The sequence below is a fragment of the Streptomyces sp. 8L genome (genome assembly GCF_020176795.1).
Lineage (GTDB): Bacteria > Actinomycetota > Actinomycetes > Streptomycetales > Streptomycetaceae > Streptomyces.
The window spans coordinates 1-26,926 of sequence record NZ_JAIUKE010000080.1 but is presented as its reverse complement, the minus strand read 5'-3'; the positions used below and the strand labels follow the sequence as shown (position 1 = coordinate 26,926).

The following is a 26,926-nucleotide window of genomic DNA, read 5'->3' as shown; positions in this document are numbered from 1 at the left end:
GCGACCACTCGCCCGTCCCTGACCGCCGAGGCGGTCCCCGCAACGGGTGGATCGGCCGGAACCTGCTCGACGCCCGGTTCGGGCGTAGGCGCTCAGGGCATGCTCAGCCCGGGACGACCCGCGGTGGCGCAGGCGACACAACGATCCGCATAGGCTATCGACGCAGTGTTGTCAAGGGGTGCCAGCAAGTCAATGCATTGGGCAGTTGGTGGGATTACCCGTCGATCTCGCCGTCTCTAGCGTGGTGATCACTTACGCAACTCCAGTACCAAAGGTGATGATCACGATGCAGTACCCCGCGTTCCGGCGATCCGTTCGCGTCCTCCTGGGCACAACGGCGGTGCTCGCACTGGCAGGGGGAACAGTCGGTTGTTCGAGCCAGACCGCGAGCACCGCGAAGGCATCGTCCTCGCCCTCGCAGAGTCCGAAGACCACCACGAAGGCAGCTTCCGCGTCCGCGTCCTCGCCCTCCCTGAGCTCTGCTCTGCGTGCCGACCTGACCGGGTACCTCAAGGCCGAGGGCAAGAAGGACCACCTGTCCGCCATGTCCGTCCGCGTGACCTATCCGAACGGACGCCCCAGTACCGCCGCCAGCGCCGGAACCACCACGTACGGCGGCCACACACCGGTGTCCGACGACGCGTTGTGGCAGATCGGCAGCAACACCAAGGCGTTCACCTCCGTGGTGCTGCTCAAGTTGGAGGCCGAGGGGAAGCTGTCCATCGACGACACGTTGGGCACCTGGCTGCCGCAGTATCCGGCGTGGCGAAACATCACCATCAAGCAGTTGCTGACGATGTCCAGCGGCATCCCCGACTATGCCGGCCAGCCCGCCTTCACGAAGGCCCTCCAGGCCGATCCGGACACCGTTGCCACGCCCCAGAGCCTGGTCCAGTACGTGCAGCACCTTCCCGTAGGCTCGCACAAGTACTCCTACTCGAACACCAACTACGTGCTCGCGCAGATGATCATCGAAAAAGCAACCCATGACAGCTACTTCAGCCAGGTCACGAAGCGAATCCTGAAGCCGTTGGGCATGGACCACACCTGCTTCGGCCCGGAGACCTGCCCGTCCAGCACCGCAACACACATGCCGACGGGATACTCGATGCAGGCCGGACTGCCCAAGCTCCACGGCAAGCCCGTGCCGTCGCTCAACGTCTCCTGGGCACAGGGCGCGGGCGGTCTGATCAGCTCGCTCGCCGACATGGCGACCTGGGACCGCGCGCTGTACACCGGGCACGAGCTGCCTGCCGTGCAGCAGCGCGAACTGGAGTCACTGATCTCGACCACCACGGGCAAGCCGATCACCGCCACTTCCGCCAGCACCCCGGAGGGGTACGGACTCGGCGTCACGCAGCAGTTCGAGCCTCCGATCGGGCGAGTCTGGATGTACGCGGGCGGCACCTACGGATTCCGAGTGCTGCACGTGTACGTCCCGTCGACCGGCATGTTGATCGCCCTCTCCGCCAACAGCGAGGTCGACGACAACGATTCGGCGCTCAAGCTGTTCGGTACCATTTACCAGACTATTTCGACGTTCAAGCAGAACTGACCGCAGCACGACCAGGGAGCACGCCGGTGTTCAGGCAGGATCTGCAGATCATGGTCGCAAACGCGCTGACCGGTCTGCGTGCGGCCGCCCTTCTGCTGCGCTGGCCCCTGCTGGCCCTCCTGCACCGCGACGCGCAGCCGGCCGTCTGCTCGGTGGTCGCCCGCCAGTACCGGACGGACGCCCTGTTGCTCCGCTCCGACGAGCCGGCGCGCCAACCGGTCCGTGTGCTGCCCTGGCTGCTCTGCCAGGCGGTACTCGGGCCGTCGGTGCTGCTGCTCGGCGCGGTGGTGTGGGCCTTGGGACTGGTCGCGGTGAGCACCCCGCTGTGGTGGCGAACGGCATCACAGCACCCGCCGCCGGACATCTTCGTGACGGTCAACGGCCCGGGAAACGCACTCATCGCCGGCGGCTGCGGCGTGCTCGTGCTGCTGATCGCCGTAGCCTGCGGCCACGGGCTTCCCCGCTGGCACGCCTCCGTCAACCGGCTGCTGCTCGACGGACGGCAGCGCAACCGCCTCACACGCCGCATCGCGGAGCTCACGGAGACCCGGTCCGGCGCGTTGGAGGTGCAGGCCATGGAACTGCGCCGCATCGAACGCGATCTGCACGACGGCGCGCAGGCACGGCTGGTGTCCCTGAGCATGCTGCTCGGCCGACTCGACCTGAAGCTCCGCGGATCTCCGGACGACACGAGGAGACTGCTCGGGGACGCGCGCGGCGAGGTCGGCAGCGCGTTGCAGGAACTGCGGGACCTCGTCCGCGGTGTGTATCCGCCGATCCTGGCCGACCGGGGGCTGGCCGGCGGAATCGAGTCACTCGCCAAGTACGCCGGCGCGGACCTGCGCGACATCGATGTCACGGTGGACATCCCCGAACGGCTGCCCGTAGCGCTGGAGTCGACGGTGTATTTCGTGGTCGCGGAGTCGCTGACCAATGTGACCAAACACAGCGGCGCCTCCCGGGCCGGGGTCGAAGTGCGCAGCGACGGGAGCCGTATCGGCATCAAGATCCGGGACGACGGTCGAGGCGGCGCGGACGAACGACACGGCACCGGCCTTACCGGCCTGCGCCGCCGAGTCGCCGCGTTCGACGGTGACCTGTCGCTGGCCAGCCCGGTCGGCGGACCTACTGTGCTGCATGTGGAGCTGCCATGCGTGTCGTGATCGCCGAGGACCTGCTGCTGTTGCGGGAGGGCTTGAAGAGCCTGCTCACCGACCTCGACTGCACGGTGGTGGCGGCAGTGGAGGATGCCGACGCGCTGCTGGTCGCGCTCGACCGGGAACGCCCCGACCTCGCCGTCGTAGATATCCGGCTGCCGCCGACCCATCGGGACGAGGGCCTGCGCGCGGCCATCGAGGCGCGCAGGCGTTGGCCCGGCTCTCCCGTCCTGATCCTGACGCAGTACATCGAGCATGCCTATGTGCGGGAGCTGTTGAGCGATTCCGAGGGCGGAGTCGGCTACCTGCTCAAGGACCGGGTCAGCGACATCATGCAGTTCCTTGCCGCCCTGCGCACCGTCGCGGGAGGCGGCACCGTGTTGGACCCCGAGGTGATCAGCGGCCTGGTCGGCCGCCTGGCCGGCACCGACGTGATGGACGGGCTGACGCCCCGCGAACGTGAGGTCCTCGGTCTGATGGCGCGTGGGCTTTCCAATTCCGCGATCGCCGCCGACCTGGTTGTCACCGAGCACGCGGTCAACAAGTACATCAACCGGATCTTCAGCAAACTGGGCCTTCCGCCGACGAACAATGCCAACCGGCGCGTCCTTGCGGTGCTGCGGTATCTGGACGTCGGGTTCCACGGGCGTTGACCCGGCCAAGCCCGCTGCGTGACGCGCGGCCCGCGAGTTGTCCCCGGTCGATGCCACTGGCGCCTTCCGAGCTTCCTTCGGGGCCGAACATGTTGAGGTGCCGCTGAGGTCGGGCAGGCCGCGTCGGTACTTCCTCTGGGGCCGGACATGTCGAGGTGCTGCCGAGGTCGGGCAGCCCGCGTCGGCACTTCCTTCGGGGCCGGACATGTCGAGGTGCCGCTGAGGTCGAGCAGCCCGCGTCGGCTCCCGTTGGCGAGAGCCGGCCGGTTCCGACGTCCTCGGGCAGGCGGCGATCGCGCGGCGAAGGTGGCCCGATCCTGGGCGCCGTGTGCCAGGGCAAGCGCGGCACCATCCACCGGGTGTGTACCAGGACGGCATGGAGGCCGTCGTGCTCTGGACCACGCATGACATCGACGCCGCCGTCGGCCGGCTCCGCGCCGAGGGCCGTGAGATCCGCGACGAGGACATCTCCCGCCTGTCCCCGCTCAAGCACCGCGACCTGAACCCGCCCGGCCGCTACGGCTTCACCGCCGGTGTCCCGGCCGCCATCGGCCTGCGCCCCGTCATGCCGTCGTCCGATGCAGGCCGTCGAGAATGGTGGCGAAGAGGGGGTGCAGGTAGTCGGGGGTTTCATTGATCTTGGCGACGGCGACGATCAGGTCGAAGATCTGCTCCAGAGTCAGGTCGTCGCGAATCTGCCCCGCTTCCTGGGCCGCGGTCAGCAGGGGACGGCCCGCGTCCACGGCGCGGGCGCGATGGCTGGTGATGTCGTCCCGGTCGGTGTGCTCCAGCAGTTCGGAGATGATGAGCCGCTTGTGCGGGATGAAGGCGATCTGCAGACGCAGCCAGGCGGTGAGGGCGGCTGCCGCGCTCTCGCCGGGTTCGATGGTGGCGGCGGCACAGATCTGGTCGACTTCGTCGGCGTAGAGGGCTTCGAGGAGTTCCTGGCGGCCGGGGAAGTTGCGGTACAAGGTGGCCATCCCCACTCCGGCGCGGCGGGCGATCTCCGCCATGGAGATGTCCGGGGCGGGGGCGGCGAACGCCTCGCGGGCCGCGTCGAGGATCTTGGCGCGATTGCGTTCCGCGGCAGCACGCCTCTTCGGGAACGCCGCCCTGTTTTCCTCCATGGTTCCTCCGCGTGTGTCGCTCGTGCTCTGGGCCCCTGCCGGGCGGGCTCGCACCTCACAAGTGGACAGCCTATCCGCGATCGCCGTACGCTTGCCGGACAGGCTATCCGGAAACTTTGAGGGGCACAGCCATGGCCAGTCGATCACACTTCTCTCCGAGCGTCGGCGCGGTTGCCCCGCCCGATGCCGACCCCTCGAACGGTGTGGCCAGGCCCGGTGTCGCGCTCGCCGCCGTCGCGGCTGTGGCGTGCGTGGCGCAGTTCATGGTGGTGCTGGACTCCTCCATCGTGAACGTGGCGCTGCCGTCCATGAAGGCGGGCCTCGGCCTGTCAGCCTCCGCGCAGCAGTGGGTGGTCAACGGCTACCTGGTCGCCTTCGGTGGTCTGCTGCTGTTCGCCGCGCGTGCCGGCGACCTGTTCGGGCGCCGCCGCGTCTTCCAGGCCGGGCTCGTCGTCTTCTCGCTCGCCTCGCTGGCCGGCGGGCTGGCACAGGACGGATGGATGCTGCTGGCGGCCCGGGTGGTGCAGGGCGCGGGGGCGGCGGCACTCGCGCCGTCCAGCCTCAGCCTGATCACCGCCAGTCACACCGAGCCCTCCCAACGTACCCGGGCCATGACGTGGTGGGGTGTCGCCGCCTCCAGCGCCGGTGCCGCGGGCATCGTGGCCGGCGGACTGCTGGCGCAACTGAGCTGGCGGTGGGTGATGCTGGTCAACGTCCCCATCGGCGTCGGCCTGCTGAGCGCCGGCATGGTGTGCCTGGCACCGACCGCGACCGGGCAGCGCCGCTCTCGAATCGATCTTCCCGGTGCGATCACCGTGACGCTGTCGGCCGCGACACTCGTCTACGGCGTCTCGGCCGCACCCGGCGCGGGGTGGGGAGCGCCCCGCGTGATCGTCTCCCTGGTGGCCGGCGTGCTGCTGCTCGCGGTGTTCGTGGCGATCGAGCGCCGCGGCAGCGATCCGCTCGTCCCACTGGGGATCTTCTCCATCGCCAATGTGCGCGTGGGCAACGTCCTCACGCTGTGCATGGGCGCCGTCATCACCGCACCGCTGTTCTTCCTGTCGCTGTATTTGCAGCAGATTCTGGGCCGGAGCCCCGTCCGCACCGGACTGTCCCTGCTGCCCATGGTCGCGGTCATCAGTATCGGAGTCCTCCTGTCGCAGAAGCTGATCCCCGTCATCGGCGCGCGCCGCCTGGTGGTGATCGGCGGCATCATCGCCGCGGCGGGTCTGGTCTGGGTGGGGCGGCTTCCCGTCCACTCCGGTTACGTCGCCGGTGTGCTGCTGCCCACCGTGGTCGTCGGTGCGGGCACCAGCCTGACGATGATGCCCGCGATCGTCGCCTCGACCAGCGGCATCGATCCGCGCAACGCGGGCGTCGCCTCCGGACTGATCAACATGTGCCGCCAGCTGGGCGCCGCCCTCGGCCTGGCCGCCCTGGTCACCATCGCTGCCACCGTCACCAGCCACAGCACCGCCGGCGGCAACACGGCGGTCGTCGAGGGCTACCGCGTCGCCTTCTACGCCATCGCGGCCCTCAGCCTCGCCACTGCCGCCCTTGCCCTGCGCCTCAAGCCCGCCCAGAACACCGCGGCGGCGACCCCGGCCCAGGACGACTGAGTCCGCCAACGCCCAGGACGACTGAGTCCGCCAACGCCGAGGACCACTGAGTCCGACACCACCACCGCACGACCGGCCGGCCGGCACGAACGAACCCCGTGCGCCTTCCTCCGACTGAAGCCACCGCGAAGAAAGAAGCACCCCCGTGTCTGTCAACGCTCCCTGCGGTCGCATCGCGGGCATCACCCGCGAGACCCACACCGCCTACCTCGGCATTCCCTACGCCCAAGCGCCCTACCCAGCAGGTGCCTTCGCCGCCCCGCAGCCGCGCGCGCCCTTCACCTCCTGCTTCGAGGCGACCGCGTACGGGGGCCCCCCCCCCCCCCCCCCCCCCCGGCGGATGCCTGGCAGATGGCCCGGCAGATCCGAGGCGAGTCACGAACCGGACATAAGCGCTGCCGTGAGGTCCGCGAGGTGGTAGCCCCGCACCCCCTTCTCGTCCTTGCCCGCCGCAGCGCCGAGCAGAGGCGAAAGTCGCCGCCCCTGCATTACTGGTCCTGTCTCTTCGACTCCGAGCGCCGGGGCCAACTCAGCGGTAGGCATGAACTCGACGCCCTTATCCCGCATGAGGTCGATGGCCTGCTTGAGTGGAGAGGGTGGCGCCGTTTCGAGGACCTCGCTTTTTCGGTCTCTGACTTTGTCCACGACGTCCCAGACGAACTTGTCGTCGAAGTTGAATCCGCGAAGGAGCGTGGAGCGGCCGTTCGCGAACAGGACGCCCTGACCCTTGATATCTGGGTTGAGCAGGGCTGCATTGATCGGTGCCACAGTCTCGAAGTACGTGTCTCCGAGCGTGACTTTCACGGTCCCTTCCGATGCCACATACATGCACATGCGGTAAAGGAACTGATCCCGCACTTGCACGGGAATGGCATTGGTGGCAGGGCGTTGCGTCAGCAGGACCGTGGAAATGCCTGACTCCAGACATTTCGCGACCAGGGAGCGTGCCTTTTCGGTGATCCTCCTTGCCTGTTCTGCCCCTTCCTTGGATCCGTCGCTAGCGAAGAAGTCGGCGGCTTCGTCCACAATGAAGAACACCGGCTTAAACGTCGGCGCGGGCTGGCGCTCGCGGATCGCTTCCTGCATTTTTTTGTAGCGCCGCTCAGAGCGCCTATTCAGCTCGTCGGTCATGCTCTCGAAGACAACCGGATCATCGGATGCCTCATAGCGTGTGGCGATTTTCGAGAATTTCGCCAGACCGCAGAATTTCCCGTCGAGCAGATACAGGTCGAACTCGCCGTAGGCGATCAGCAGGCACGCGATGATCCCGTTGATCAGCGTCGTCTTGCCCCGCTGCGTCATTCCACCGATCAGCAGGGAGGCCTTGTCGAACGTCGGCACTCCAGCGAGCCGGCCCGTGACGTCGTGGCCGAACGGGACCCCGTCGAACGCCTCGATCTCCGCACGCGTAGGCGTCGAAAACGCGCGGGTGAACGGCGGCTCGTCCAGCACCAACAGCCGCGCCCGGCGCTCCGTGTCGTAGCTGCGCTCCAGCGTTGTATGCAGGCGGGTCACGCCGAACGTTCCCGCCACCTGAGCCAGGCGGCGCTCGACGTCCGCGTAGGTGCGGCCGCGGGGAACGAGGAAGTCGTAGACCGTGCCGGTCTTGACCTTCTCCACGCTGACCTCGTCAGCCCGGATCACCTCGTCCCGTCCGAGGACGCCGGCCGTCACCAGCGCCGACGTCAGCCCCGGATGCACCGGCACGTCCTCGACAGCCTGGGTGCCATCCACGGCCGTCTGTGGGCTGGCTACAGCCGTGGCAGCAGCTTGCTGCTTGCCCTTGCGGAGTTCGCCGTTCTTCCACCGGTTGAACAGGGCCCGGAGCTTGTAGATGCCGTAGCCGAGGGCGACCAGGATCCCGGCTGCGACCAGCAAAGTCGCCCACCAGGGCACACCCAGCGCGTTCTTCAGCGCTGCCAGGCAGCCGGCCGCGATCGCCACACCGCCGATCGCCCCCGCGAGTTGCGCATACACCTCTTGCTCGGCTTCGGGAGACTGCTTCCCCACACCGCCTCCTTATGTTGATCATGGAATCCACGAGCCCACACGGGCAGGCGTGCCTGCGACGGCAGGGCTTTTCGGGTTCGGGATGCTCGCCGGGTCTGCCTGATCGGTCTGCGCCCTGTCGGGCGCTCGCGAGGTCGCTCACCGGGTCTGCACCACTTCGACTGCATTGCTGTGGTTCCGGCAGTCGCAGCAAGGGCCAGCCCGCAGGGTGCGCGGGCTGGCCCTCACTGGTGGTGCCGGACAGTGCCTGAGGCGGGCTCAGGCAGAGATTTCAGGCTCGGGCGTCCTCCGAGTCGTCATCCGCCGTGCCGTCGTCCTCGGCGCTACGGGCCGCCGACGCGCTACGGCCGACGTCCGCGGGCGTGGTTTCCTCCTTGGACATCAGCACGCCGAAGGAGCGCCGGATGCGCTCCTCGCTGCCGACGAAGCCGGCCTCACGGAACTCATCGCGCGCCTGGCGGTAGCTGCGCGGCGGGTCCTCGCGGTAACGCAGGTGGCGCAGCACCACGTCGAGCTGTTCGTCGGTCAGCTGCTCGCCGGTCTCCGGGACCGGCACACCCGCTACAGCGGCAAGCTCAGTGAGCGTGACGGGCGGAGTCTGCGGGTGTGCCGGTGTGCCGCCCTGTGCCGCTTCGCCTGCCGCACCCGTGTTGACCTGCGTGCCGTCGCCGTGACGGTCGGATGTTGCCGTGCCGGTAACCGTGCCGGAGTCTTCCGGCCCCGACCCGGCGGGCAGGGCGAGCGTGCCGAACGCGTCCAGGGCGCGCGTGCCGGGCTCCCACGTGTCGAGGTCCGGCAGCGTGATGGCCGCGACGGCCGCCGGCAGCGGCTTGCCCTGGATGGTCTTCTCGGTGGCCTGGGCCTGCTTGTGCAGGGCCTCGGTCGTCCTCTGGCGGGTCTTGAGGGTGGACCGGCGATATGCCGTCTCCGCCCTGGCCACACGCCGTTCCAGATGGGTCGCGGCCTGCAGCAGCTCGATACGGTGCGCCGCGTCGGCCTCCATGACCTCCAGGCGGTCCGCGACCTTCTGGCGCCGTTCATCGATCGACTCACGGGTCTTGTCGGAGACTTTGCGCCCGAGCGAGGGCAGGACAAGCTTCCAGGCCAGCTTGGTCAACACGATGGCCACAGGCGTCAACACGTAGGCCATGTCGAACCCGGCCGCCTTGTCGGCGTGCTGCAGCAATTCCGTCGTGGGGATGGCCGCGTTGACCAGGGTCAGTGCCAGGCCTGCCCAGCGCACCGGTCGCACGCGTGAGCTGTTGTTGCCGGCCAGGATCTCCGTCGCCTGGAAGACAATCCACAACGCGTCCAGGGCGGCGACCGTCGGCGCGGCCCACAGTCCGAAGTGCGGGTCCAGGACCTGGTAGCTCGCCCTGACCGACATCGACGCGACGCCCAGGGTGAAGGCCCCCAGGATGAGGAGCACCATCCCGCGCGGCGTGCAGCGCCCCGTCCACTTCTTCCAATCCATGCTCGTTCTTCCTTCCTGCGAGATCGCCTGCTGGGCAGGCGGCGGTGGTCAGCGGCCGGTGTAGGGCAGGGCGCGGCAGGTCTCGGCGTGCTTCTGCGCCCAGGCGCGGGCCGTGGCGATCAGCGGGAGCGCGTTCGGGGCGGTCTCGTCGGCGTCCGCGTCCAGCAGGAACACCTCGCCCTTCGCGCTCTGGTGCGTGGGGTCGGTGCAGCCGTGCCCGGTGCAGCGCGCGACCGCCGTGAAGGCGACCGTGTGCTCCTCGGTCCAGTTCGAGGCCCGGCCGGAACGCGTCCCGAACTCGATGTGCAGCTCGGCCTCCACGACCGCGTCCGCAACCGCCTGGTAGCGGCCCACCGTCTCCCTGTCGGTGCCGTAGCGGGAGACGTACCGGCTGCCGCTGGCGAGGTGCCTGCGGTGCTCGCGCACCGACTCCTTGATCGTGGTGAGGACGTCGGGCGCAGTGTCGATGCGAGGGAACATGGCAATCTCCTGGTCAGTGCTGCTGTTGGCGCAGTTCGGCGAGGTAGGCGTCCTGGAGGCGGGTGAAGCGCTCCCACAGCGGCCGGCCCGTCTTGCACGGGGCGTCGGGTCGGCAGGCGTCGCAGGACTCGCCGTGCGCGCGGTGGATCTTGGCTGCCGTCATGTACCGGTCGTAGAGATCCGTCATACGTGCCGGGCGGTCGGGCACGAGCTGATGCTCCCGGCTCATTGCTCTGCTCACCGCGTCAGGCAGCCTGCCCTGACGACACGGTGCCGGGCGTGTAGGTGAGGGCGAAGGCGGCGGCGACGTCGAGGATCTGCAGCACGTCCTGCACCGTGCGGGAGGGGTGCGCGTCCCACATCTCGTAGTAGACGTGCGGGGCCCCGGTCGCCGCGCGGACCAGGAGGCCGACGATCTCCCCGACCGCCATTCGCGTGTCCATGCTGAACCCGCCGTCGACGTCGAGGCGTTCGGCGTAGACGAGGGCGTCCCGCAAGCCGCGGCCTGCTACAACGTCGGGGTTCCAGCCCGCGGTGCGCAGGATGTCCGCGGCGGCGCGGGCATGCGCGGCGATCACCTGGCCGGACAGTGGGGTGCCGCTGCTGCCCCAGGCCAGCCAGTCCCCGCGCGGGGCCAGGCGCCAGGCCCGCTCGACCCACTCGGCGACCGCCTCGGGCGTCAGTGTGGGTGCGGCAGCGGCGGCGAGGTAGCTGTCGACGTCGCGGGTCATGATCTGCGCGTCACGCGCGTCGAGTCGGGCCTTGAGGACGAGGTCAGAGGAAAAACTCATGGTTGGTCAGCTCCAATCGGTTCGACCGGATGGTGGGCCGGTCGAGGTGGGTGGGCCCGGCTGGTCGCTCTCCGCGTACGCAGGACGGGAGTGGAGGTCGGTAACGCGGTGGCCGGCCTCCCACGCCCACGCGGCCGTACAAGCGGCCAGGGCCAGGGCGCCGCGGGCGGCGGGATGCCGCAGACCGTGCAGACGGATCGCCCGCGCCGCTGCGTGCTGCGCGGCGCGGGCGATCCATATGTGGGCATTCAGCGGGCCGCCACCTGCCCGGAGCCGCCGCAACCGCTGCACGGCTGCATCTCGACTCCCTGGTAGGGCTGGTGGTCCGCTCCCATGTGGTTGACCGTGACCATGACCTGACCGCGGCCGCCGCACGCCGAACACGGGGTGGTTTCCATGGCGGTCAGCAGGCGTGGCAGGAACGCCAGACGGTGATCTGGGCTCCGTCCGAGGTTGTCGTGGTCTCGCTCCACCCGCCCGCGCCGCCGCACACCGCGCAGCCCGCGTCCATCACCGGACGGTGCAGCGTCAGCAGCGGCTCCCTCTCGAAGCCCGGCACCATCTCGGCGAGAGTGCGCAACACGCGCTGCTCCGCACTGATCCGCGCGTCGGCCGTGCACACGCGGTGCCTCACCTCACGGTGCAGACGCTGCTCCGGCGTCAGCGCCGCAACAGCGGCGTGCGGGTGCGGGGCGGGGGTCGGCGTCGGGTCCGGGGTGGTGGGCCGGTCGTGCCTGGGTTCCGGCTCAGCAGCCGCGTGCGGCGTCCGGGTTCGTGCGATCATCGTTGCTTGCACAGGGGTTTCCTTTCAGAGGTCCTGTGTCGCGCGCCCCGGGTTGCGCCCCCGGGCGTGCACCGACCGCTCGTGCGGCCTCTGCCGTCGCCGGCCTTGCGTGGGGCTGGTCGGCGACGACAGGGAGCGCAGGCACGATCAGGCCGCGGCGACCAGGGTCGGCGCCGCCATCGCCCTGCCGGCCTCGGTGTATTCGGTGGCCGCGAGCTGAAGAAGCGCGGCGTGTCCGTCGTCCATCAGGACGTCGTGCCAGTGGGCGGGCCACGTGTCGCTGTGACCCAAGACGAGAGTGAGCTGCGCCCAATCGATATCGCCGACCGGCGAGACGTGGCGGCGCACGACCGTGCGCGCGGTGCGGGCCAGCCACACCGGCATGCCGGCCTCTGACCCGTCGAGGTCCTCGGAGCGGATGCCGTGCAGGAGGACCTCCAGCCACACGTCCTGCGCCAGGTCCTCGCTCAGCGACCAGTCGCCGTCGGGCAGGCGGTCGTTGATGTAGGCGAGCAGCGGCGTCGCGTACGCCGTCGCCGCCTGCTCGATCTGCCGGTGAGTGGTCGGACGAAGGGGAAGGACGGAGGCAACGGGGGCAGTCATGGTCTCTCCTGTGAGTCCGGGGCGGATACGCGGCGAGTCCCCGAGCGACTGCTCGGGGACTCGTGGTGGTGGTGCAGGAGCGGATCACCGCTCACAGCCGTCGGCATCCCGCGCGGGGGCGGATGTCGACGACTGAAACCGGTGGGGCCGACTGTGGTCGTTCGTCGTGCAGGCCTACCGGGTGAGCTGCTCTTCCTGCGTCGCCAGGAGAGTGATCGCGCTCATCAGGTCGGCGCGCTCCCAGTCGGTGAGTTGCGGGGCGTCGGCCTTGCACGGGTTGAGCGTCTGGATCAGCGCGGCCAAGGTGTCACGGACCCGCCGGAGGTCAGCGTCGGCGACCGGCTCGGAGACGTTCTGCCACTGCTGCTCGTGCAGCAGGCGCAGGCCCCATGCGCGGCGGTCGTTCCAGTCCTCGCGGTCCATCTGGGCCTTGCGGCGGGTGGGGGCGAGGCGCTTGGTGTGCGCGGCGAGCTGGGCGAGGCGGCGGCCGTCCGTGCACCGGGAGGTGATGTCGGCTGCGCGCAGGATGTTGCCCTTGTCGTCCTTGATGGAGCAGGTGGAGCAGCCGCGTACGTGGGCTTCGTCCAGCTGGCGGGCCGTCTTGTCGTCGATGGTGCCGCCGACGATCTGCATGACGGCGGGGGCCGTAGCGGTCTTCGGCTTGCGGACCACACGGGCGGAGCGTCGCCCGTCGGTCTGGGTCAGGCCCTCTTCCAGCCGCTGGAACCACTGGTCGACGGTGAGGTTGACGGTGACCAGGCGGTGGCTGCCAGGGCAGCGGATCGGGTCTTCGGTGCCGGCCTTCTCCGTGTGGTGGGGGACCAGCTTGGGCCGTGCGCTGTGCGGCGCGTTGATCGGCACCCAGGTGCGGCAGGTGGGGCAGACCAGCGTGGAGTAGGCGAGGTCGACCTCGTGCGGCTTGAGGGTGGAGACGACCAGGGGCGGCAGGGTGCTGATGGCACGGGACCGGACTCGGCGCGGACGCTTCTGAGCGGTGAAGTCACGGGTTCGCGTAAGCATGAGGGCTCCTTCTACGAAGTGACAGGAATGCGTCGCGGGTGCTCTCTCCGCCCTTCAGGCCGCACGGCGAACCGGCGGTCCCGGAGGACGGACAACGCATCAGCGCTGCGGGGTGGTACTCGCCGCAGATCATGGGCGGAGGAGTTAGAGGTACCTCGGGCCCCGATGTAGCTAGGGCTTTGGACTCCGGCCACCGAAGTGGCGATCTGCTGCGATGGTGCTCTCACGCCCTCAGTTTCCTGAGGGCTACTCCGGCCGCCCCGAAGGGCGGACGACTACTGCGGTCTTGCAGCTGGCAACGCGCCCGAACGTGCAGGAACAACACCAGCTACGCCCTGCAAGCGGCTACTCACCGCTTGCTGGCGCATCTCGATAGAACCTCACTATCGCGCCCCAGTCAACCTGTCTAGCTAAGTAGTTTGAGAAACCGATTCTGACCTGCGATTTTCTTGGACCACTTAAACCGTGTCGCGCCTCGGCTTTCGAGAAACAACTAGACATGCGATGCTGTGCGGACCGGGCAGCGAGATCCGCTGGCTGCACGACGCGTACGGAGAGGAGGAGCAGTGGCCACCAAGCAGAAGGAGCCGGGGAAGGTCGAACGGATCGCGTCTGAGATCCGGGACAAGATCGAGCGAGGCGCACTCGCACCTGGGTCGCGCCTGCCTGGCGTGCCTCAGCTCCAGAAGGAACACGGCGTCGCCTACCAGACCGCGCGCGACGTCTACGGACTGCTCGAGGACGAAGGTCTGGTCTTCTCCCGCCGGGGCAAGGGCACCTATGTGTCCTTGGTGATCGGGAAGATCGTCTCGGATCGCACCCAGCGCTACCTGCCGACGCTGCGAGAGGCCGGCGGAGCCGTTGGAGCCTTCGAGGCAGAGATGCGGTCGATGGGCTTCGAGAACAAGGACCCGGTCGTCACGATCGCCAAGGACGTGCCGCCGAAAAAGGTCGCTGAGCTCTACGGGATGCACCACCGTGCGAAGACCCTCAAGCGTGAACGGATCATGCGGGTGGGGCTCCCGGGCAACGACGAGGCCCTGGAAGTCGTCCAGGTGGCCACGAGTTGGTTCCCGCCGGACGTCGTCGATGCCTGCCCCGTGCTCGCGGAGAACAACACGGGCACGGGAGGCAGCAAGTCGCGGATGGCTGAGGCCGGCTTCAGACAGGTGCGGCTGCGTGAGGAGATCGAAGTTCGTTCGCCCACTCCGGCAGAGGCCGATGCTCTCGGCATCCCGGTTGAGCGAGCCGTACTGGAGATCACCCACAAGGGACTGACTACCGAAGGCCGGATCGTGGAGATCTGCCTGCACATCCTGCCGCGCTCCAAGTGGCGGTTGGCCTACGAGTGGGTCATCGACACTCCGGGAACCGGCTGACCAGCACGGAACACACAAACGGCCATCAAGACACGAGCAAGGAGCATTCAGCACATGGCTAGCAACCGAATCGACGACAGCGGCGTGGTCCTGCGGGACGCCCGCACCCGGTACACCACCGGCCAGCGTGAGGAGAACGGCGCGCACGGTGCGTTCGACGCCGAACTGCGCCGGTCCGGCCGCGCTCCGCGGACCAAGGTCTCCGTCAGCCGCGCCACTGCGCCGGCGGATGTCGCTCAGCTCCTGGGCGTCGACGGCGAGGTCGTCGTGCGGGCTCGGGAGATGTTCGACGGTGAGCGCGTCATTCAGCTCGTCACGACGTACATCCCGGTCGACGTTGCAGAGGCCGCGGGCATCGAGCAGGTGGACACCGGCGTCGGCGGCATCATCAGCCGCATGAAGGAGGCCGGGTTCGACCAGGGCTCCAGCGCTGTCGAGGATGTCGAACTCCGTCCCGCCACCTCGGAGGAGTCGACTCGGCTCGGTCTGCCCGAGGGAGCGGACGTGCTGACCATCAACCACGTCGGCGCCGCTGGCGACCGCGTGGTCGAGGTGACCCAGCACGTCCTGGGCGAGGGCTGGAAGCTGCGCTACGCCGCTCCGCTCGCCTGACGAAGTTTCCCGGGGGGCCCCCCCCCCCCCGGGGGGCCCCCGGGGGGGGGCGCCCCCCCCGCCCCCCGCGGCGGCGAGGAAGCCGCGGCGGCTGGGCCCGCACGGTGGGCGGGGCCGGCGGGGGTCCTGCTGGTCGGTGGGCTGTTCCGGCGTCACGCGATCGTGCGAGGTCATGGGGTTCCTCTTCCTCGGCGGGTGTCTGTGGGCGGAATGCTGCCTGCGGGGGGCGGCCGGGGCCGTGCGGCAGCCGGTCGCGGTGGACATCCGGGGCCGGGCGCGGAGAGGGACGGCGTCCGGCCGGACCGCCGCCGGGCCGGTCGCGGCTCGCGGCACGGTGTGCACGGCGCCGGGCGCGCCGGTGTGTTACGGGCTCGCGCCGTCCGTGTGGCGGGAACTCGTCAGGGTCAGCCGCCAGCGCAGCTCCCCCGTCGCGGGCCCGCACGCCGTGTCGCCGTCGGCGGCGCCCGCGGAGTCGAAGACCCGGCCGAGCATCGGCTCCACGCCGACGGACCGGTAGGGGGCCTGCCGGGGGAAGCCGCCCAGGTTGCGCCAGAGCGCGATCGCGACCGGTGCGCCGTCCGCCTCGACCCGCAGTGTGAGGGTGTCAGGGCCGTCGTACACGGTGGTTTCTGGGGTCTCGACGACGGCGCCGAGCGCGGTGCCGTCCGCGGGGCCCGCTTCGTCGAGCCGCACTCCGCCCGCCGTGGGCCAGCGGCCCGTGCTCCAGGCGGGTCCTTCGTCCGGGTAGAGCCGCAGCGGCGTGCCGCGCGCCATCCCGACGCGGGCCTGTTCCGACAGGTCGAGCAGGGCGTGGGCGGCCCAGACGAAGCGGTAGCCGGCCGGCGCGCTCAGGGTGTAGTCCACGACGGTCTCGGCGGCGTGGGTGCGGATGCGGCGTTCGAGCCGGAAGCCGGGGCACTGGACCCATGCCCTGGCGCCGTCCCCCTGCCAGGGCCGCGACCAGGCGTCCCCGTGGTCGGGGGTGCCGCGTACCGTCGGTACGCACTCCTCCAGGCCGCCCGCGTCGGCGAACGGGGTGCCGGGCGCGGCGCCCGCCCTGGCCGGTTCCGTGCGGTGCCAGAGCCAGTCGCGGCCGTGCGCCACGAGGGAGGTCCAGCGTCCGCCGTGGCCGAGGTCGGTGGTGGCGCGGGGGCCGACGGGCCCGGCCGGGTGGCTCACCATTCCGCGAACGACCCGTCGGCGTGCCGCCATACGGGGTTGCGCCAGGCGTGGCCCGTACGGTCGGCGGCGCGCACGGCGCCTTCGTCCACGGTGATGCCGAGGCCGGGTGTGGCGGTCCTGCGGGCGTGGCCCGCCTCGAAGCGGAAGGGCTCGGTGTCGACCAGATAGGACAGCAGGTCGGCGTCCTTGTTGTAGTGGATGCCCCTGCTCTGCTCCTGGATCAGGAAGTTGGGGGTGCAGAACGCTATCTGGAGGCTCGCGGCGAGCGCGATGGGCCCGAGCGGGCAGTGCGGTGCGAGCTGGGCGCCGTAGACGTCGGCGAGGGAGGCGATGCGGTGGACCTCGGAGATGCCGCCGGCGTGCGACAGGTCGGGCTGGGCGACCGCGATGCCCGCGGCGAGTGCGGGCAGGAACTCGGCCCTGCCGTAGAGCCGTTCGCCGGTCGCGATGGGGACCGGGCTGGCGGCGACGAGCGCGGGCAGCCCGTGGCCGTGCTCGGGCAGCAGTGGCTCCTCCGCGAACAGCGGGTGCAGCGGGCCCAGTTCGGCGAGAACCCGGCGGGCGGCCGCAGGGGTGAAGCGGCCGTGGAAGTCGACGGCGACGTCGCGGTCGGGGCCGAGGGCGTCGCGGGCGGCGGCGACGCGCGCACCGACGCCCGCCGTCTCGGCGGCGGTCGCCATCGGGGAGGTACGGCCCGCCGCGTTCATCTTGACGGCGGTGAAGCCGGCCTCGACCTGCGCGGCGACCTCCTCGCGGATGTGCGAGGGGTCGTCGCCGCCGACCCAGGCGTAGACCCGGACACGGTCGCGGACCGGGCCGCCCAGGAGGGCGTGCACGGGTGCCTCGTACGCCTTGCCCGCGATGTCCCACAGGGCCTGGTCGAGGCCGGCGACGGCGCTGGACAGGACTGGGCCGCCCCGGTAGAAGCCGCCCTTGGTCATCACCTGCCAGTGGTCCTCGACGCGCAGCGGGTCCTGGCCCACGAGGTATTCGGCGAGCACGTCGACGGCCGCTCTGACGACCTCGGCCCGGCCCTCGACGACGGGTTCGCCCCAGCCGACGAGCCCTTCGTCCGTCTCCACCCGGCAGAACAGCCAGCGGGGCGGCACGAGGAACGTCTCGATTCGGACGATCTTCACCGGCTCTCGTCACCCTTCGTCGGGGGCTGGGTGCGCGCCACGGCCTCGCCGTGGACCTTGTGCAGGTCGCGCAGGGCCTGGTCGAGCAGGGCGCGCATGGCGCTCTCGGCGCGGTCGCCGTCGCCGTCGCGGACCGCGTCGAGGACGGCGCGGTGGCTGGGTACCGGGTCCTCGCCGTGCGGGGACGAGTGGACGATCTCGTCGCGGTGCGCGAGCCCGGACTCGATGACCATCTCCATGCGTTCGAGGAGTTCGTTGTGGGTGGCGCGCAGCAGGGCCCGGTGGAAGGAGAGGTCCGCCTCCACGGCCGCCGCCGCGCGTTTGCCGGTGTCCGCGGCCATGGCGTCGATCGCGGCCCGGAGCGCCTCCAGGTCGGCACTGTCGTGCCGTTCGGCGGCGAGGCGCGCGGCGGCGGGCTCGACGATCCCGCGGACCTCGCCGAGGTTGCGCAGGAGCGCGAGGTCCGCTCCGCTGTTCGTGCTGCCGGCGAACTGCCAGCGCAGGACGTCGGCGTCGAGGAGGTTCCAGCGCGCGCGGTCGGTGACGAAGGTGCCGCGCTTCTGCCGGGCGTCGACCATGCCCTTGGCGGCCAGTACCTTCAGCGATTCGCGCAGGGCGGTCAGACTGACGTCCAGCTCGTCCCGCAGCGCCGGGAGGTCGAGTACCGCCCCCTCGGGCAGCTCTCCGCTGAGGACCCGCCGCGCGAGTGTCTCCACGGTCTGGCCGTGGACTCCGCGGCGCGCGTATGGCGTCATGTCGTTCTCTGCCTTTCTGCTGCTCGGTGCGGTGGCGCCGCGGGTCCGCGGGCCGCCGCTCGGGTGGGTGTCCACCCGGTGTCGTACCGTCAGGCTCTCGCGCCCGCGCGGTGCGTGCGGGCCGAGGGGGTCAGGCCGATGCCTTGACGACGCTCCAGCCGCCGTCGACGAGGAGGCTCGCGCCGGTGATGTACGCGGCCTCGTCGGCGGCGAGGAACGCGATCGCCGCGGCGGCCTCCTCGGGGGTGCCGAAGCGCCCGGCCGCCGTCTCCGCGACGCTGCGGACGCGGTCCTCCTGCGGTACGCGGTCCCAGGCGGCGGTCAGGATGGGTCCCGGCAGGACCGCGTTCACGCGGATGTCGGGTCCGTACTCGACGGCGAGCTGCCCGCTCAGGGACAGCAGCGCGCCCTTGGAGGCGGCGTACGCGGGGTGGCCCGGGATGCCCTTGTGGGCGTGGACGGACGAGGTCAGGACCACCGCGCCGCGCTCGGCCCGCAGGTCGGGCAGGAGCGTCCGGAAGCCGAGGAAGCCGCCCGTCAGGTTCACGGAGAGCTGGCGCTGCCAGGAGTCGAGCGTCATCTCCCCGGCGGGGACGACATCGACGGTGTAGGCGTTGCTGACGAGGACGCCGACCGGGCCGTACGCGTGGGCGGCGGAGGCGACGCGTTCCCAGGCGGCGGGGTCGGCGACGTCCGCGGTCACGAAGCGGGCGCGTCCGCCCTCGGCGGTGATGGCGTCCGCGACGGCCCGGCCGCTGTCCTGCGCGATGTCGGCGAGGACGACGGCGGCTCCCTCCTGGGCGAGTCTGCGGGCGGTGGCCGCGCCGATGCCGGAGGCGGCGCCGGTCACGACGGCGACGCGGTCGGTGAAGCGTGCGGCGGGGTGCATGGAGCGGCTCCTCTCCTCGGGGCGGCCCGCTCGGTGCGGAGCGGGCCCGGGGTCGGCGCGGTGCGCGGTGTGCACGGGTGTCACCACCGGTCCAGGACGACGAGGTCGGCGTCGTATGCGGCCGTCCACGCGAACGGCAGCCCGGCGTGGGCGAGATGGGCGCCGCTGTAGACGGTGCCCGTCCGTGCGTCACGGTAGCGGGCCGCCGGGTCGGGCAGTCCGCGCAGCCGCAGTCGCGCGGGCCGGCCGGGCACGAGGGGCGCGCCGTCGAGGGGGCCGGTGTTCCAGGCGGCGACGACGATCCTGCCGCCGGGGTGCGTGTACTGCACGCCGCAGGTGGCGTCCCCGACCGCGCCGAGCAGGCGTGCCTCGCCGTGGTGGACGGTGTCGCGGGCCTCTTTGTAGCGGGCGATCCAGTCGGCGGCTTCCGCACGCTGCACGGGGCTCCAGCGCCGGATGTCGGCTCCGATGCCGAGCACGCCCGCGGCGGCGGTGACGAAGCGGAAGGCGAGGGACCGGGGCCGGGGGTCGAAGACGCCGGGCGCGTCGGTGACCCAGGAGCTCATGGTGTGCGGGGCGTGGGCGTGCAGGTAGCCGTACTGCACACCGAGCCGGTCGAGGGGCGCCGTGTTGTCGCTCGGCCAGACGACGTCGGTACGGGCGAGGGTGGCGTGCTCGATGCGCCCGCCGCCGCCCGCGCAGCCCTCGACGGTGACCTCGGGGTGGCGGGAGCGGAGGTGGTCGAGGACGCGGAGGTAGCCCGCGACGTGGGCGGCGTCGAGGTCCTGGGTCTCGGCGGGGCCGCCGCCGGGCCGTCCGCGTTCGGTGGGCGGCCGGTTCATGTCCCACTTGAGGTAGCTGATGTCGTGGGCGCCGAGGAGTCCGTCGAGAGTGGCGAGGACGAACTCCTGGACGTCGGGACGGCCGAGGTCGAGGAGCAGCTGGTTGCGGACGAGGGTGGCGGGCCGGCCGTCGAGGTGGTACGCCCATTCGGGATGGCGCGCGTACAGCTCGGAGGCGGGGCTGACCGCCTCGGGTTCCACCCAGATCCCGAAGTCCATGCCGAGGGCGCGGACTTCGCCGATGAAGTGGTCGAATCCGCCGGGGAAGGCGGCCGGGTCGGGAGCCCAGTCGCCGAGGCCGCCGGTGTCGTCGGCGCGGCCGGTGAACCAGCCGTCGTCCACGACGAAGAGTTCGGCGCCGAGACCGGCCGCGGCGCGGGCGAGGTCGAGCTGGCCGGCCGCGTCGACGTCGAACCCGGTGGCCTCCCAGGAGTTGTACTGGACCTTGCGGACGCGGTGCAGCCGCTCCCCCGCGAGGTGGCGTTCGTAGCGGTGCCAGACGCGAGCCAGCCCGTCGCGTCCTTCGGAGCTGAACGCGCAGGCCAGGTCGGGGGTGGTGAGAGTCGCGCCGGGGGCGAGTCGGACGGCGCCCTCGTGCGGGAGGCGGCCGGCCCGGACGCGGACGGCGCCGCCCGGTTCCGCGTCGGCGGTGATGTGCCAGTTGCCGGGCCAGGCGAGGGCCACGCCGTAGGTGGGGGTGTCGCCCTCGGCCGGTGCGGCGGCGTCCTGGACGGCGAGCCAGGGGGCGTAGGCGTGGCCGGGCGCGCCCTGGGTGCTGGCCATCTCGAACCTGCCGCGCGCCAGGTCGAGTTGGGTGAGCTGGAACTCGTGGGACCACTGTCCCGCGAGGTAGCTCAGGCGCGCCGCGCCGGTGACGGGGACGTTGACGGCTCCGGAGTCGAAGCGCTCCAGGCGCAGTTCGGCGTCACCGGTGTTGGTGTGTTCGGTCCTGCGGCGGATGACGTCGGTGCCGGGCACGGTCTCGTAGACGAGGGTGGTGGCGAGGCCGAGCAGGGCGTCGGTGAAGGTGAGCCGCAGGCTCTGGCCTCCGTCGGGGCCTTCGCCGCTCGCGGCGGCGCCGGTGAAGGCCCACCAGGTGCCGCGTTCCCCGCCGGGCCTTGAGGCGACGAGGTCGGCGCCGGTGAACGGCCGCTGCCCGTACGGGATGTACTCGGCGGGGGCCGCGTCGGCCGGGGTGATGTAGTGGGTCCGGTGCGACCAGTCGAGAGGCGCCGGCCCGGTCTCGGTGCCGGCCGGTCCCCAGGCCGCGAGCTCGGGCCAGGGCCCGTCGGGCGACAGCCGTACGACATACACGGTGGTGCCGGTACGCAGGGTCCACGGGCCGTGTCCTTCCTCCCTGCCGGACGGGCCCGGCGCGGCGGAGGCCGGGCCCTGCGTGTGCTGCAGGGTCATTTGACTGCTCCGAGGTTGAGGCCTGCCACGAAGTGGCGCTGGAAGCGCAGGAACACGATCACCGTGGGCGCGGCGGCGATGACCGATCCCGCCGCGATCACGTTCCAGTCCGAGACGTACTGCCCCTGGAGTCCGATGAGGGACGCGGTGATCGGCATCTTGCTGTCGGTGCGCAGCACCGTGATCGACCACAGCAGGTCGTTGAAGATCCAGGTGAACGACAGCGCGCACAGCGCGGCGAGCGCGGGTTTGGCGAGGGGCATCACGATGCGGCTGTAGATCGTCCAGGGCCCCGCGCCGTCGATCACCGCGGCCTGCTGGATCTCCGGGGGGATGGACCGCATGAAGCCGTGCAGGACGAAGACGTAGAAGCCCACGCCGAAGCCGACCTGGACGCCGATCACGGCGTACAGGCTGTCGTACAGGCCGAGCATCTCGGTGAGTTTGGAGACCGGCACGAGCAGGATCTGCGGGGGCAGCAGGTTGCCCGCGAGCATGACGAGCAGCAGTGTGCGGCGCAGCGGCAGGTCGTAGCGGCTGAGGGCGAACGCGGCCATGGAGGCGAGCAGCAGCGACACCAGCACACTGGGGACGGTGACGAGGATGCTGTTGAGCAGGGCGCGGGCCTGGCCGCCGTCGGTCCACGCCTGGGCGAAGCCGTCCAGGGTGAAGGAGTGCGGCAGGGCACCGAGCCCGTTGCCCGCGATGTCGTCGAAGGACCGGGTGGCGGTGACGAGGACGAGGGCGACGGGCAGCAGCCACAGCGCGGACAGCAGTACGGCGCCGGTGTGGAAGCCCGCCGTGCCCGCGCGGCGGCGCCGTGCGGCCGGGGCGCGGCGCGCTGGGCGGGCCGCCGGGGGCGCCGTCTTCGCCGCCGGGGGCGTCTCGGGGTGGGTGACGGTCATCAGTCGGCCTCCCGGAAGGCGCGGACGAGGTAGGAGACGATGACCCCGAAGGCCAGGAGGAAGATCACGACGGCCAGGGCGGACCCGTAGCCGAGGCGCAGGGACTGGAAGGCCGTCGAGTACATGTAGGTGCTGAGCAGTTCTGAGGAGTGGTACGGGCCGCCGCGGGTGAGCGCCCACACCACGTCGAAGGAGCGCAGCGAGTCGATGATGACGACGGAGACGACGACCGCGTTGACGCTGCTGAGCTGGGGCAGTGTGATGTGCCGGAACAGCTGCCCGCGGTGCGCGCCGTCGACCTTGGCCGCCTCGTACAGGGCGGGGTCGATGCCCTTGAGCCCCGCGAGGTAGAGCACCATGACGTAGCCGATCTCGCGCCAGAGGGCGGGCACGATGACGGCGTACAGGGCGGTGGACTGGTCGGCGAGCCAGGGGTGTTCCCAGCTGCCGAGGCCGAGGCCGCCGAGCGTCTTGTCGATGAGGCCGTCGGGCTGGTACATCGCCTGCCACACCAGTGCGGTGGCGACGAGCGAGAAGACGACGGGCAGGAACAGGGCGGCCCGGTAGAAGCCGACTCCCCTGCGCTCCTGCTGGAGGAGCAGGGCGGCGCCGAGGCCGAGGACGATGGACAGGCCGCCGAACAGCACGAGCCACAGCACGGTGTCGAGGAGCGCGGTGCGGAAGACGCTGTCGCCGAACATCTCGCGGAAGTTGCCGAGGCCGACGAACTTCGCGGGGGCGACGCCGTTCCAGTCGGTGAGCGAGAGGTAGAAGCCCTGGATGGCGGGCCAGAACACCCAGAACGCCTCGGCCAGCAGCGGTACGAGGACGAACGCCAGCACGACGGGCGGTACCCGGGTGGCCCGCCGGCGGCGGCCGGGTGCGGTCAGGAGCGCCATGTCACTGGCTCCAGATCTTCTGCGCGTCGCGCTGCCACGTCGTGAGGATGCTGCCCACGTCCTTGGGCTTGGACAGGAAGTGGGTGAGCGCGGTGTCGGCGGACGGCTGGAGCGCGTCGCTGGAGTCGCGGTTGAAGAACTGGGTGACGTCGGAGGCGTTCTCGATGAGCGCGCGGCCCTTCTTCACCAGGGGTGTCCCGCTGTCCTTGGCCTTCGGGTTGACGGGTATCGCGGTGCCGGACGACCCCTTGAGGTAGGTCTCCTGGGCCTCGACGCTCGCCATGTACCGCAGGAGTTCCTTGACGTCGTCCGCGTGGTGGGTGCGGGCGCTGGCGAAGTAGCCGTCGGTCGGGCCCTCTTCGGCGTTGGGCACCTTGGGGTCGATGACCGGGAAGCGGAAGAAGTCGATGTCGTCGAGGGCGTCCTTGGGTGCGGCGTCGGCGAAGAACGTGCCGATCAGCATCATGCCCGTACGGCCCTGGAGGAGGGCGGTGGTGGCGTCCTGGAAGGCGAGGGCGGTGCCGTTGGGGTCGAAGTAGGGCAGGGCCTCGCTCCACCGGTCGAAGACCTTGTGGACCTCGGGGTCGTCGAAGCGGTGCTTCCCCGCGAGCAGTTCGCGGTGGTACTGGGCGCCGTTGATCCGGATGTTGAGGTAGTCGAACCAGGAGGACGCGACCCAGGTGGTGCCGTTGCCCGCGCCGAGGCCGATCGGAGCGATCTTCTTGGCCTTGAGCCTGTCGCACAGGTCGAGGAACTCGTCCCAGGTCTTCGGCTCCTCGACGCCCCACTTGGCGAAGTTCGACTTGCGGTAGAAGACGCCCCACCAGTAGTAGGAGGCGGGCACGAAGACCTTCTTGCCCGCCGAGTCGGTGCAGAGCTTCTTCTGCGCGTCGGAGTAGGTGGCGAGGTCGCCGCCGGTCCACAGGTCGCTGAGGTCGAGCAGCAGGTTCTGCTTGGCGTAGGAGTCGGCGACGGAGCCGGGGTACCAGGTGAGCACGTCCGGCGGGTTCCCGGAGGTAAGGTACGTCGGCAGCTGCGTGCGGAAGGTCTCGGAGGCGACCGTGTTGAGGGACGCCTTGGCTCCGCCGCGCTTGTCGAACGCGTCGACGAGTTTCTGCATCGCCGATTTGGCCTGCGGCGAGGACAGGTTCGACTGGAGGGTCACCGGGCCGCCGCCGGACGCGTCGCTACCTCCGGAGGAACTGGTGGAGGTGACGCATCCGCTCATCAGGGCGGCGGCTCCTGCGGCGCCCGCTCCCGCGAGGAACCCGCGGCGGCTGGGTGGTGTGGCGATCATGGGTGAACTCCTTTGGTACCCACGGACGGGGCCCGCGCCGCCCGTGGCGGGCGGGCCCTTCGTTCGGCGGGACAAGACTGTCGGGACGGAACGCCGCCGTCAAGATTAATTACTAATTTATTGTTTGAAGGTGACGGCGCTTCGGAGAGGGGAGGGCGGCGGTCCGGGTCAGAGCGTCGCTTCGCGGATCTGGCCGGCGACGGACCGGTAGGCGGCGAGGACCTCTCCGGCGGGGCCCGCGGCGACGCCGAGCGCGCCGTCGAAGGCGCCGCTCGCCCAGGCGGTGTTCCTGGACCAGCCGCCCCAACCGCCGTCACCGTGCGCGGAGTACGTACGCTGCCAAAGGGTGTAGTCGCTCGCCCGCGCGTAGAGGCGGACCGTGTCCCCGACGGCCACGAGGGCGGGGCTCCCGCTGACCGTGCCGCCGAGCGGGGTCCAGCCGGACCAGCCGCCTGAGGCATCGCGCACGCGCTCCCAGACGGCGTCGTCGTTCGTGCGGACGGCGACGTGCAGACGGCCCGCCGCGTCGAGCGCCGCCGCGGGGCGGCCGGTCACGCTCAGCCCGGCGGGCGCGCCCACCGGCCCCGTTCCCGAGGGCCCGAGCGAGAGCACGCCCCCGTCGCGGCCGGTCGCGAACAGCGTCCAGTGGCCGGGCCCGTCGAACGCGACGGCCGGGGCGCTCGCCAGCACGCCGCCGAGCCGCTGCCACCGGCCCCAGCGCCGCCCGTCGTACGTCCTGCGGTACGCGGCGTCGTCCGCGCCGCGCACGAAGACGTCGATCCGGCCGCCGGGCGAACCGTACGCGGCGGGCGCTCCGGTGATCCCGCCGCGGGTGGGGCCGCCGAGGTCCGTCACGCGCGACGGCGGCGCGCCTGCCGGTCCGGTCCGCTCGCGCAGCGAACCGTCCGCCGCCCGTGTGAAGGCCGTCGTCACGGCGCCGTCGGTGACGAGCGCCGGGTCGTCGGCCGAGGTGGTGCCGAGCGGGGCGCCGGGCGCCGCGTCGGTCCCGGACAGCTTGAGGAAGGCGGTGCCGTGGGCGGGGACGGTCACGGTGTACGAACCGGTGTACGTGCCCCGGTCGGCGCGGGCCCGCAGATCCCGCACGGCGACCCGGCCGCCGAGCCCGGTGTCGGCGAAGCTCACGGTCCTGCGGACGGCCTGGCCGGACCGGTTGAGCAGCACGACGGCGCGCTTGCCCCGTCCGCTGAGGACTTTGCTGTAGACGTCGCCCGTCGCGTCGGTGGCGACCCGTACGCCCTGGATGTCGAGGGGGTCCTGGTCGACGGCGACGATCTCCGGGTTGGCCAGGGTCGCGACCATCGCCTCGGGCAGGGTGCGCGGGTCCGATCCGACGATCAGCGGGGACGCCATCTCGGCCCACATCACCAGCTGGGTGGTGGACTCCTCCTGGGTCAGTTCGTACGACCCGTCGGGCATCGTCCGCATCGGGATGAGGTAGTCGGGGTCGCCGTAGTGGCCCGGTCCTTGGGCCTCCGGGTGCTGGGCGTTGGCATCCATGTTGCGCAGGACGTTCGCCCACTCCCCCGCCGTGGGGGTGCCGTAGGCGATGTCGGTGCCGGTGCGCCAGGAGGTGGCGAGCCGGGGCCCGTACGCGTAGGCGTTGTGCGCGTCCTGGGCGGGCGTGTGCGGGACGCCCCAGTCGTCGGTGAGCGGGTTGCAGAGGTTGAGCAGCATGGGCCGGCCCGTGGCCGCGACCGCCGCGCTGAACTCGCCGAAGGCGGTGGCGGGGTCGAGCTTCTCGGAGATGCCGCAGAGGAAGTCGACCTTGATGGCGTCGACCTTCCAGCCGGCGAACTGCTTGGCGTCCTGCTGGTAGTGGCCCCTGCTGCCGAGGCCGCAGCTCTTGCCGCCGTCGTAGTCGCCCGCGTCCGTGTAGATGCCGACGCGCAGCCCGAGCCTGTGCAGTCGGCTGACCAGGGCGGGAATGCCGGAGGGGAAGCGTTGCGGGTCGGCGACCAGACGGCCCGAGCTGTCGCGGGGAGTGTCGGCCTGCCAGCCGCCGTCCAGCCAGACGATGTCGTAACCGGCCTTGCTCAGGCCGCTCTTGACGAGATAGTCGGCGACGCCCATGACCTGGTCCTCGGTGGGGGCGCCGAGGCCGTAGTACGTGTTCCAGCCCATGTACGGCGTGGCCGCGGCGGCCGGCCGGCCGCCTGCGGCGGTGTGCGGCGCGGCAGGAGGGGCCGCGGCCTGCGCGGCGGGTACGGTCACCGCGACGAGCGCCGCGGCGCCGAGCACGGCGGCCAGCCGACGGGTGCGCGAAGTCCCTGCACGGGGTGAAGTCATCTGAGCCTTCCCGGAGTTGTGGCGGGGCGGGGGG

Annotated in this window: 26 protein-coding genes and 1 pseudogene; 8 read left to right on the top strand and 19 right to left on the bottom strand. The window is 70.9% G+C overall.

The features are described 5' to 3' along the window. Window positions 1-286 precede the first annotated feature (286 nt). From LCE31_RS08725 to LCE31_RS08710, 4 genes and pseudogenes are all read left to right on the top strand, one after another. Window positions 287-1,555: a serine hydrolase domain-containing protein gene (locus LCE31_RS08725; RefSeq protein WP_225013436.1), complete on the top strand. Its 1,269-nt coding sequence runs from the start codon at window positions 287-289 to the stop codon at window positions 1,553-1,555. Window positions 1,556-1,581: 26 nt separating this feature from the next. After that, window positions 1,582-2,718: a sensor histidine kinase gene (locus LCE31_RS40805; RefSeq protein ID WP_225013435.1), complete on the top strand. Its 1,137-nt coding sequence runs from the start codon at window positions 1,582-1,584 to the stop codon at window positions 2,716-2,718. Continuing rightward, the gene (locus LCE31_RS08715; RefSeq protein ID WP_225013434.1) at window positions 2,706-3,365 is read left to right on the top strand and encodes a response regulator transcription factor; all 660 of its coding nucleotides are present in this window, start codon (window positions 2,706-2,708) and stop codon (window positions 3,363-3,365) included. Before LCE31_RS40805 ends, LCE31_RS08715 begins: the two co-directional genes overlap by 13 nt. Before the next feature lie 326 nt (window positions 3,366-3,691). Further along, window positions 3,692-4,002 (top strand): annotated as a pseudogene (locus tag LCE31_RS08710) (Tn3 family transposase); the annotation flags it as partial. Here the strand turns inward: LCE31_RS08710 and LCE31_RS08705 are convergent. Then, entirely contained in the window at window positions 3,929-4,492 is a 564-nt protein-coding gene (locus LCE31_RS08705; RefSeq protein ID WP_225013432.1) for a TetR/AcrR family transcriptional regulator, read from the bottom strand. The pseudogene LCE31_RS08710 and the gene LCE31_RS08705 overlap by 74 nt on opposite strands. Window positions 4,493-4,623: 131 nt before the next feature. On the opposite strand from LCE31_RS08705, the gene LCE31_RS08700 reads away from it, so the two are divergent. Continuing rightward, a complete protein-coding gene (locus LCE31_RS08700; protein ID WP_263631596.1) occupies window positions 4,624-6,111 on the top strand; it encodes an MFS transporter in 1,488 nt (495 codons plus the stop codon). A gap of 145 nt (window positions 6,112-6,256) precedes the next feature. Continuing rightward, entirely contained in the window at window positions 6,257-6,532 is a 276-nt protein-coding gene (locus tag LCE31_RS41160) for a carboxylesterase family protein (protein WP_225013431.1), read from the top strand. Here the strand turns inward: LCE31_RS41160 and LCE31_RS08690 are convergent. The 9 genes from LCE31_RS08690 to LCE31_RS08650 form a co-directional block, all read right to left on the bottom strand. Then, window positions 6,487-8,121, bottom strand: a complete 1,635-nt coding sequence (locus LCE31_RS08690) for an FtsK/SpoIIIE domain-containing protein (RefSeq protein ID WP_225013430.1) — start codon at window positions 8,119-8,121, stop codon at window positions 6,487-6,489. The two genes, LCE31_RS41160 and LCE31_RS08690, sit on opposite strands and share 46 nt — an antisense overlap. Before the next feature lie 271 nt (window positions 8,122-8,392). Further along, entirely contained in the window at window positions 8,393-9,595 is a 1,203-nt protein-coding gene (locus LCE31_RS08685; protein ID WP_225013429.1) for a hypothetical protein, read from the bottom strand. A gap of 48 nt (window positions 9,596-9,643) precedes the next feature. Further along, complete coding sequence (locus LCE31_RS08680; RefSeq protein ID WP_225013428.1) at window positions 9,644-10,075, bottom strand: hypothetical protein; 432 nt, start codon at window positions 10,073-10,075, stop codon at window positions 9,644-9,646. A 13-nt stretch (window positions 10,076-10,088) separates the two neighbouring features. Then, complete coding sequence (locus tag LCE31_RS08675; protein WP_225013427.1) at window positions 10,089-10,304, bottom strand: hypothetical protein; 216 nt, start codon at window positions 10,302-10,304, stop codon at window positions 10,089-10,091. A gap of 16 nt (window positions 10,305-10,320) precedes the next feature. Then, on the bottom strand, window positions 10,321-10,866 hold the full coding sequence (locus tag LCE31_RS08670; RefSeq protein ID WP_225013426.1) for a DUF6197 family protein: 546 nt from the start codon (window positions 10,864-10,866) through the stop codon (window positions 10,321-10,323). A gap of 248 nt (window positions 10,867-11,114) precedes the next feature. Further along, a complete protein-coding gene (locus LCE31_RS08665; protein ID WP_225013425.1) occupies window positions 11,115-11,264 on the bottom strand; it encodes a hypothetical protein in 150 nt (49 codons plus the stop codon). 5 nt (window positions 11,265-11,269) lie between these two features. Beyond that, entirely contained in the window at window positions 11,270-11,662 is a 393-nt protein-coding gene (locus LCE31_RS08660; RefSeq protein WP_225013424.1) for a hypothetical protein, read from the bottom strand. 135 nt (window positions 11,663-11,797) lie between these two features. Then, window positions 11,798-12,253: a hypothetical protein gene (locus LCE31_RS08655; protein WP_225013423.1), complete on the bottom strand. Its 456-nt coding sequence runs from the start codon at window positions 12,251-12,253 to the stop codon at window positions 11,798-11,800. A 174-nt stretch (window positions 12,254-12,427) separates the two neighbouring features. Beyond that, window positions 12,428-13,273 carry a hypothetical protein gene (locus tag LCE31_RS08650; protein WP_225013422.1) on the bottom strand — a complete coding sequence of 282 codons (846 nt, stop codon included), beginning with the start codon at window positions 13,271-13,273 and terminating at the stop codon, window positions 12,428-12,430. A gap of 566 nt (window positions 13,274-13,839) precedes the next feature. On the opposite strand from LCE31_RS08650, the gene LCE31_RS08645 reads away from it, so the two are divergent. Next, on the top strand, window positions 13,840-14,652 hold the full coding sequence (locus LCE31_RS08645; RefSeq protein ID WP_225013421.1) for a GntR family transcriptional regulator: 813 nt from the start codon (window positions 13,840-13,842) through the stop codon (window positions 14,650-14,652). Window positions 14,653-14,706: 54 nt separating this feature from the next. Then, the gene (locus LCE31_RS08640) at window positions 14,707-15,264 is read left to right on the top strand and encodes a UTRA domain-containing protein (protein ID WP_225013420.1); all 558 of its coding nucleotides are present in this window, start codon (window positions 14,707-14,709) and stop codon (window positions 15,262-15,264) included. A 363-nt stretch (window positions 15,265-15,627) separates the two neighbouring features. Here LCE31_RS08640 and LCE31_RS08635 read toward each other — a convergent pair whose 3' ends face one another. The 9 genes from LCE31_RS08635 to LCE31_RS08595 all read right to left on the bottom strand — a co-directional run bounded on the left by LCE31_RS08635 (window position 15,628) and on the right by LCE31_RS08595 (window position 26,892). Further along, a complete protein-coding gene (locus tag LCE31_RS08635; RefSeq protein WP_225013419.1) occupies window positions 15,628-16,446 on the bottom strand; it encodes a hypothetical protein in 819 nt (272 codons plus the stop codon). After that, window positions 16,440-17,585 carry a galactonate dehydratase gene (gene dgoD, locus LCE31_RS08630; RefSeq protein ID WP_225013418.1) on the bottom strand — a complete coding sequence of 382 codons (1,146 nt, stop codon included), beginning with the start codon at window positions 17,583-17,585 and terminating at the stop codon, window positions 16,440-16,442. The genes LCE31_RS08635 and dgoD overlap by 7 nt, the downstream gene beginning before the upstream one ends. Continuing rightward, window positions 17,582-18,340, bottom strand: a complete 759-nt coding sequence (locus LCE31_RS08625) for a FadR/GntR family transcriptional regulator (RefSeq protein ID WP_225013417.1) — start codon at window positions 18,338-18,340, stop codon at window positions 17,582-17,584. Before LCE31_RS08625 ends, dgoD begins: the two co-directional genes overlap by 4 nt. Before the next feature lie 130 nt (window positions 18,341-18,470). Beyond that, window positions 18,471-19,229 (bottom strand): SDR family NAD(P)-dependent oxidoreductase, encoded by a 759-nt coding sequence (locus tag LCE31_RS08620; RefSeq protein ID WP_225013416.1) that lies wholly within the window; start codon window positions 19,227-19,229, stop codon window positions 18,471-18,473. Between the two features lie 80 nt (window positions 19,230-19,309). Further along, window positions 19,310-21,484, bottom strand: a complete 2,175-nt coding sequence (locus LCE31_RS08615) for an alpha-galactosidase (RefSeq protein WP_225013415.1) — start codon at window positions 21,482-21,484, stop codon at window positions 19,310-19,312. Then, window positions 21,481-22,389, bottom strand: a complete 909-nt coding sequence (locus LCE31_RS08610) for a carbohydrate ABC transporter permease (protein ID WP_225013414.1) — start codon at window positions 22,387-22,389, stop codon at window positions 21,481-21,483. Before LCE31_RS08610 ends, LCE31_RS08615 begins: the two co-directional genes overlap by 4 nt. Further along, entirely contained in the window at window positions 22,389-23,288 is a 900-nt protein-coding gene (locus LCE31_RS08605) for a carbohydrate ABC transporter permease (RefSeq protein WP_225013413.1), read from the bottom strand. The genes LCE31_RS08610 and LCE31_RS08605 overlap by 1 nt, the downstream gene beginning before the upstream one ends. Window position 23,289: 1 nt before the next feature. Further along, complete coding sequence (locus tag LCE31_RS08600) at window positions 23,290-24,585, bottom strand: ABC transporter substrate-binding protein (protein WP_225013412.1); 1,296 nt, start codon at window positions 24,583-24,585, stop codon at window positions 23,290-23,292. Between the two features lie 168 nt (window positions 24,586-24,753). Continuing rightward, on the bottom strand, window positions 24,754-26,892 hold the full coding sequence (locus tag LCE31_RS08595; protein WP_225013411.1) for a glycoside hydrolase family 27 protein: 2,139 nt from the start codon (window positions 26,890-26,892) through the stop codon (window positions 24,754-24,756). Between the last annotated feature and the right edge of the window lie 34 nt (window positions 26,893-26,926).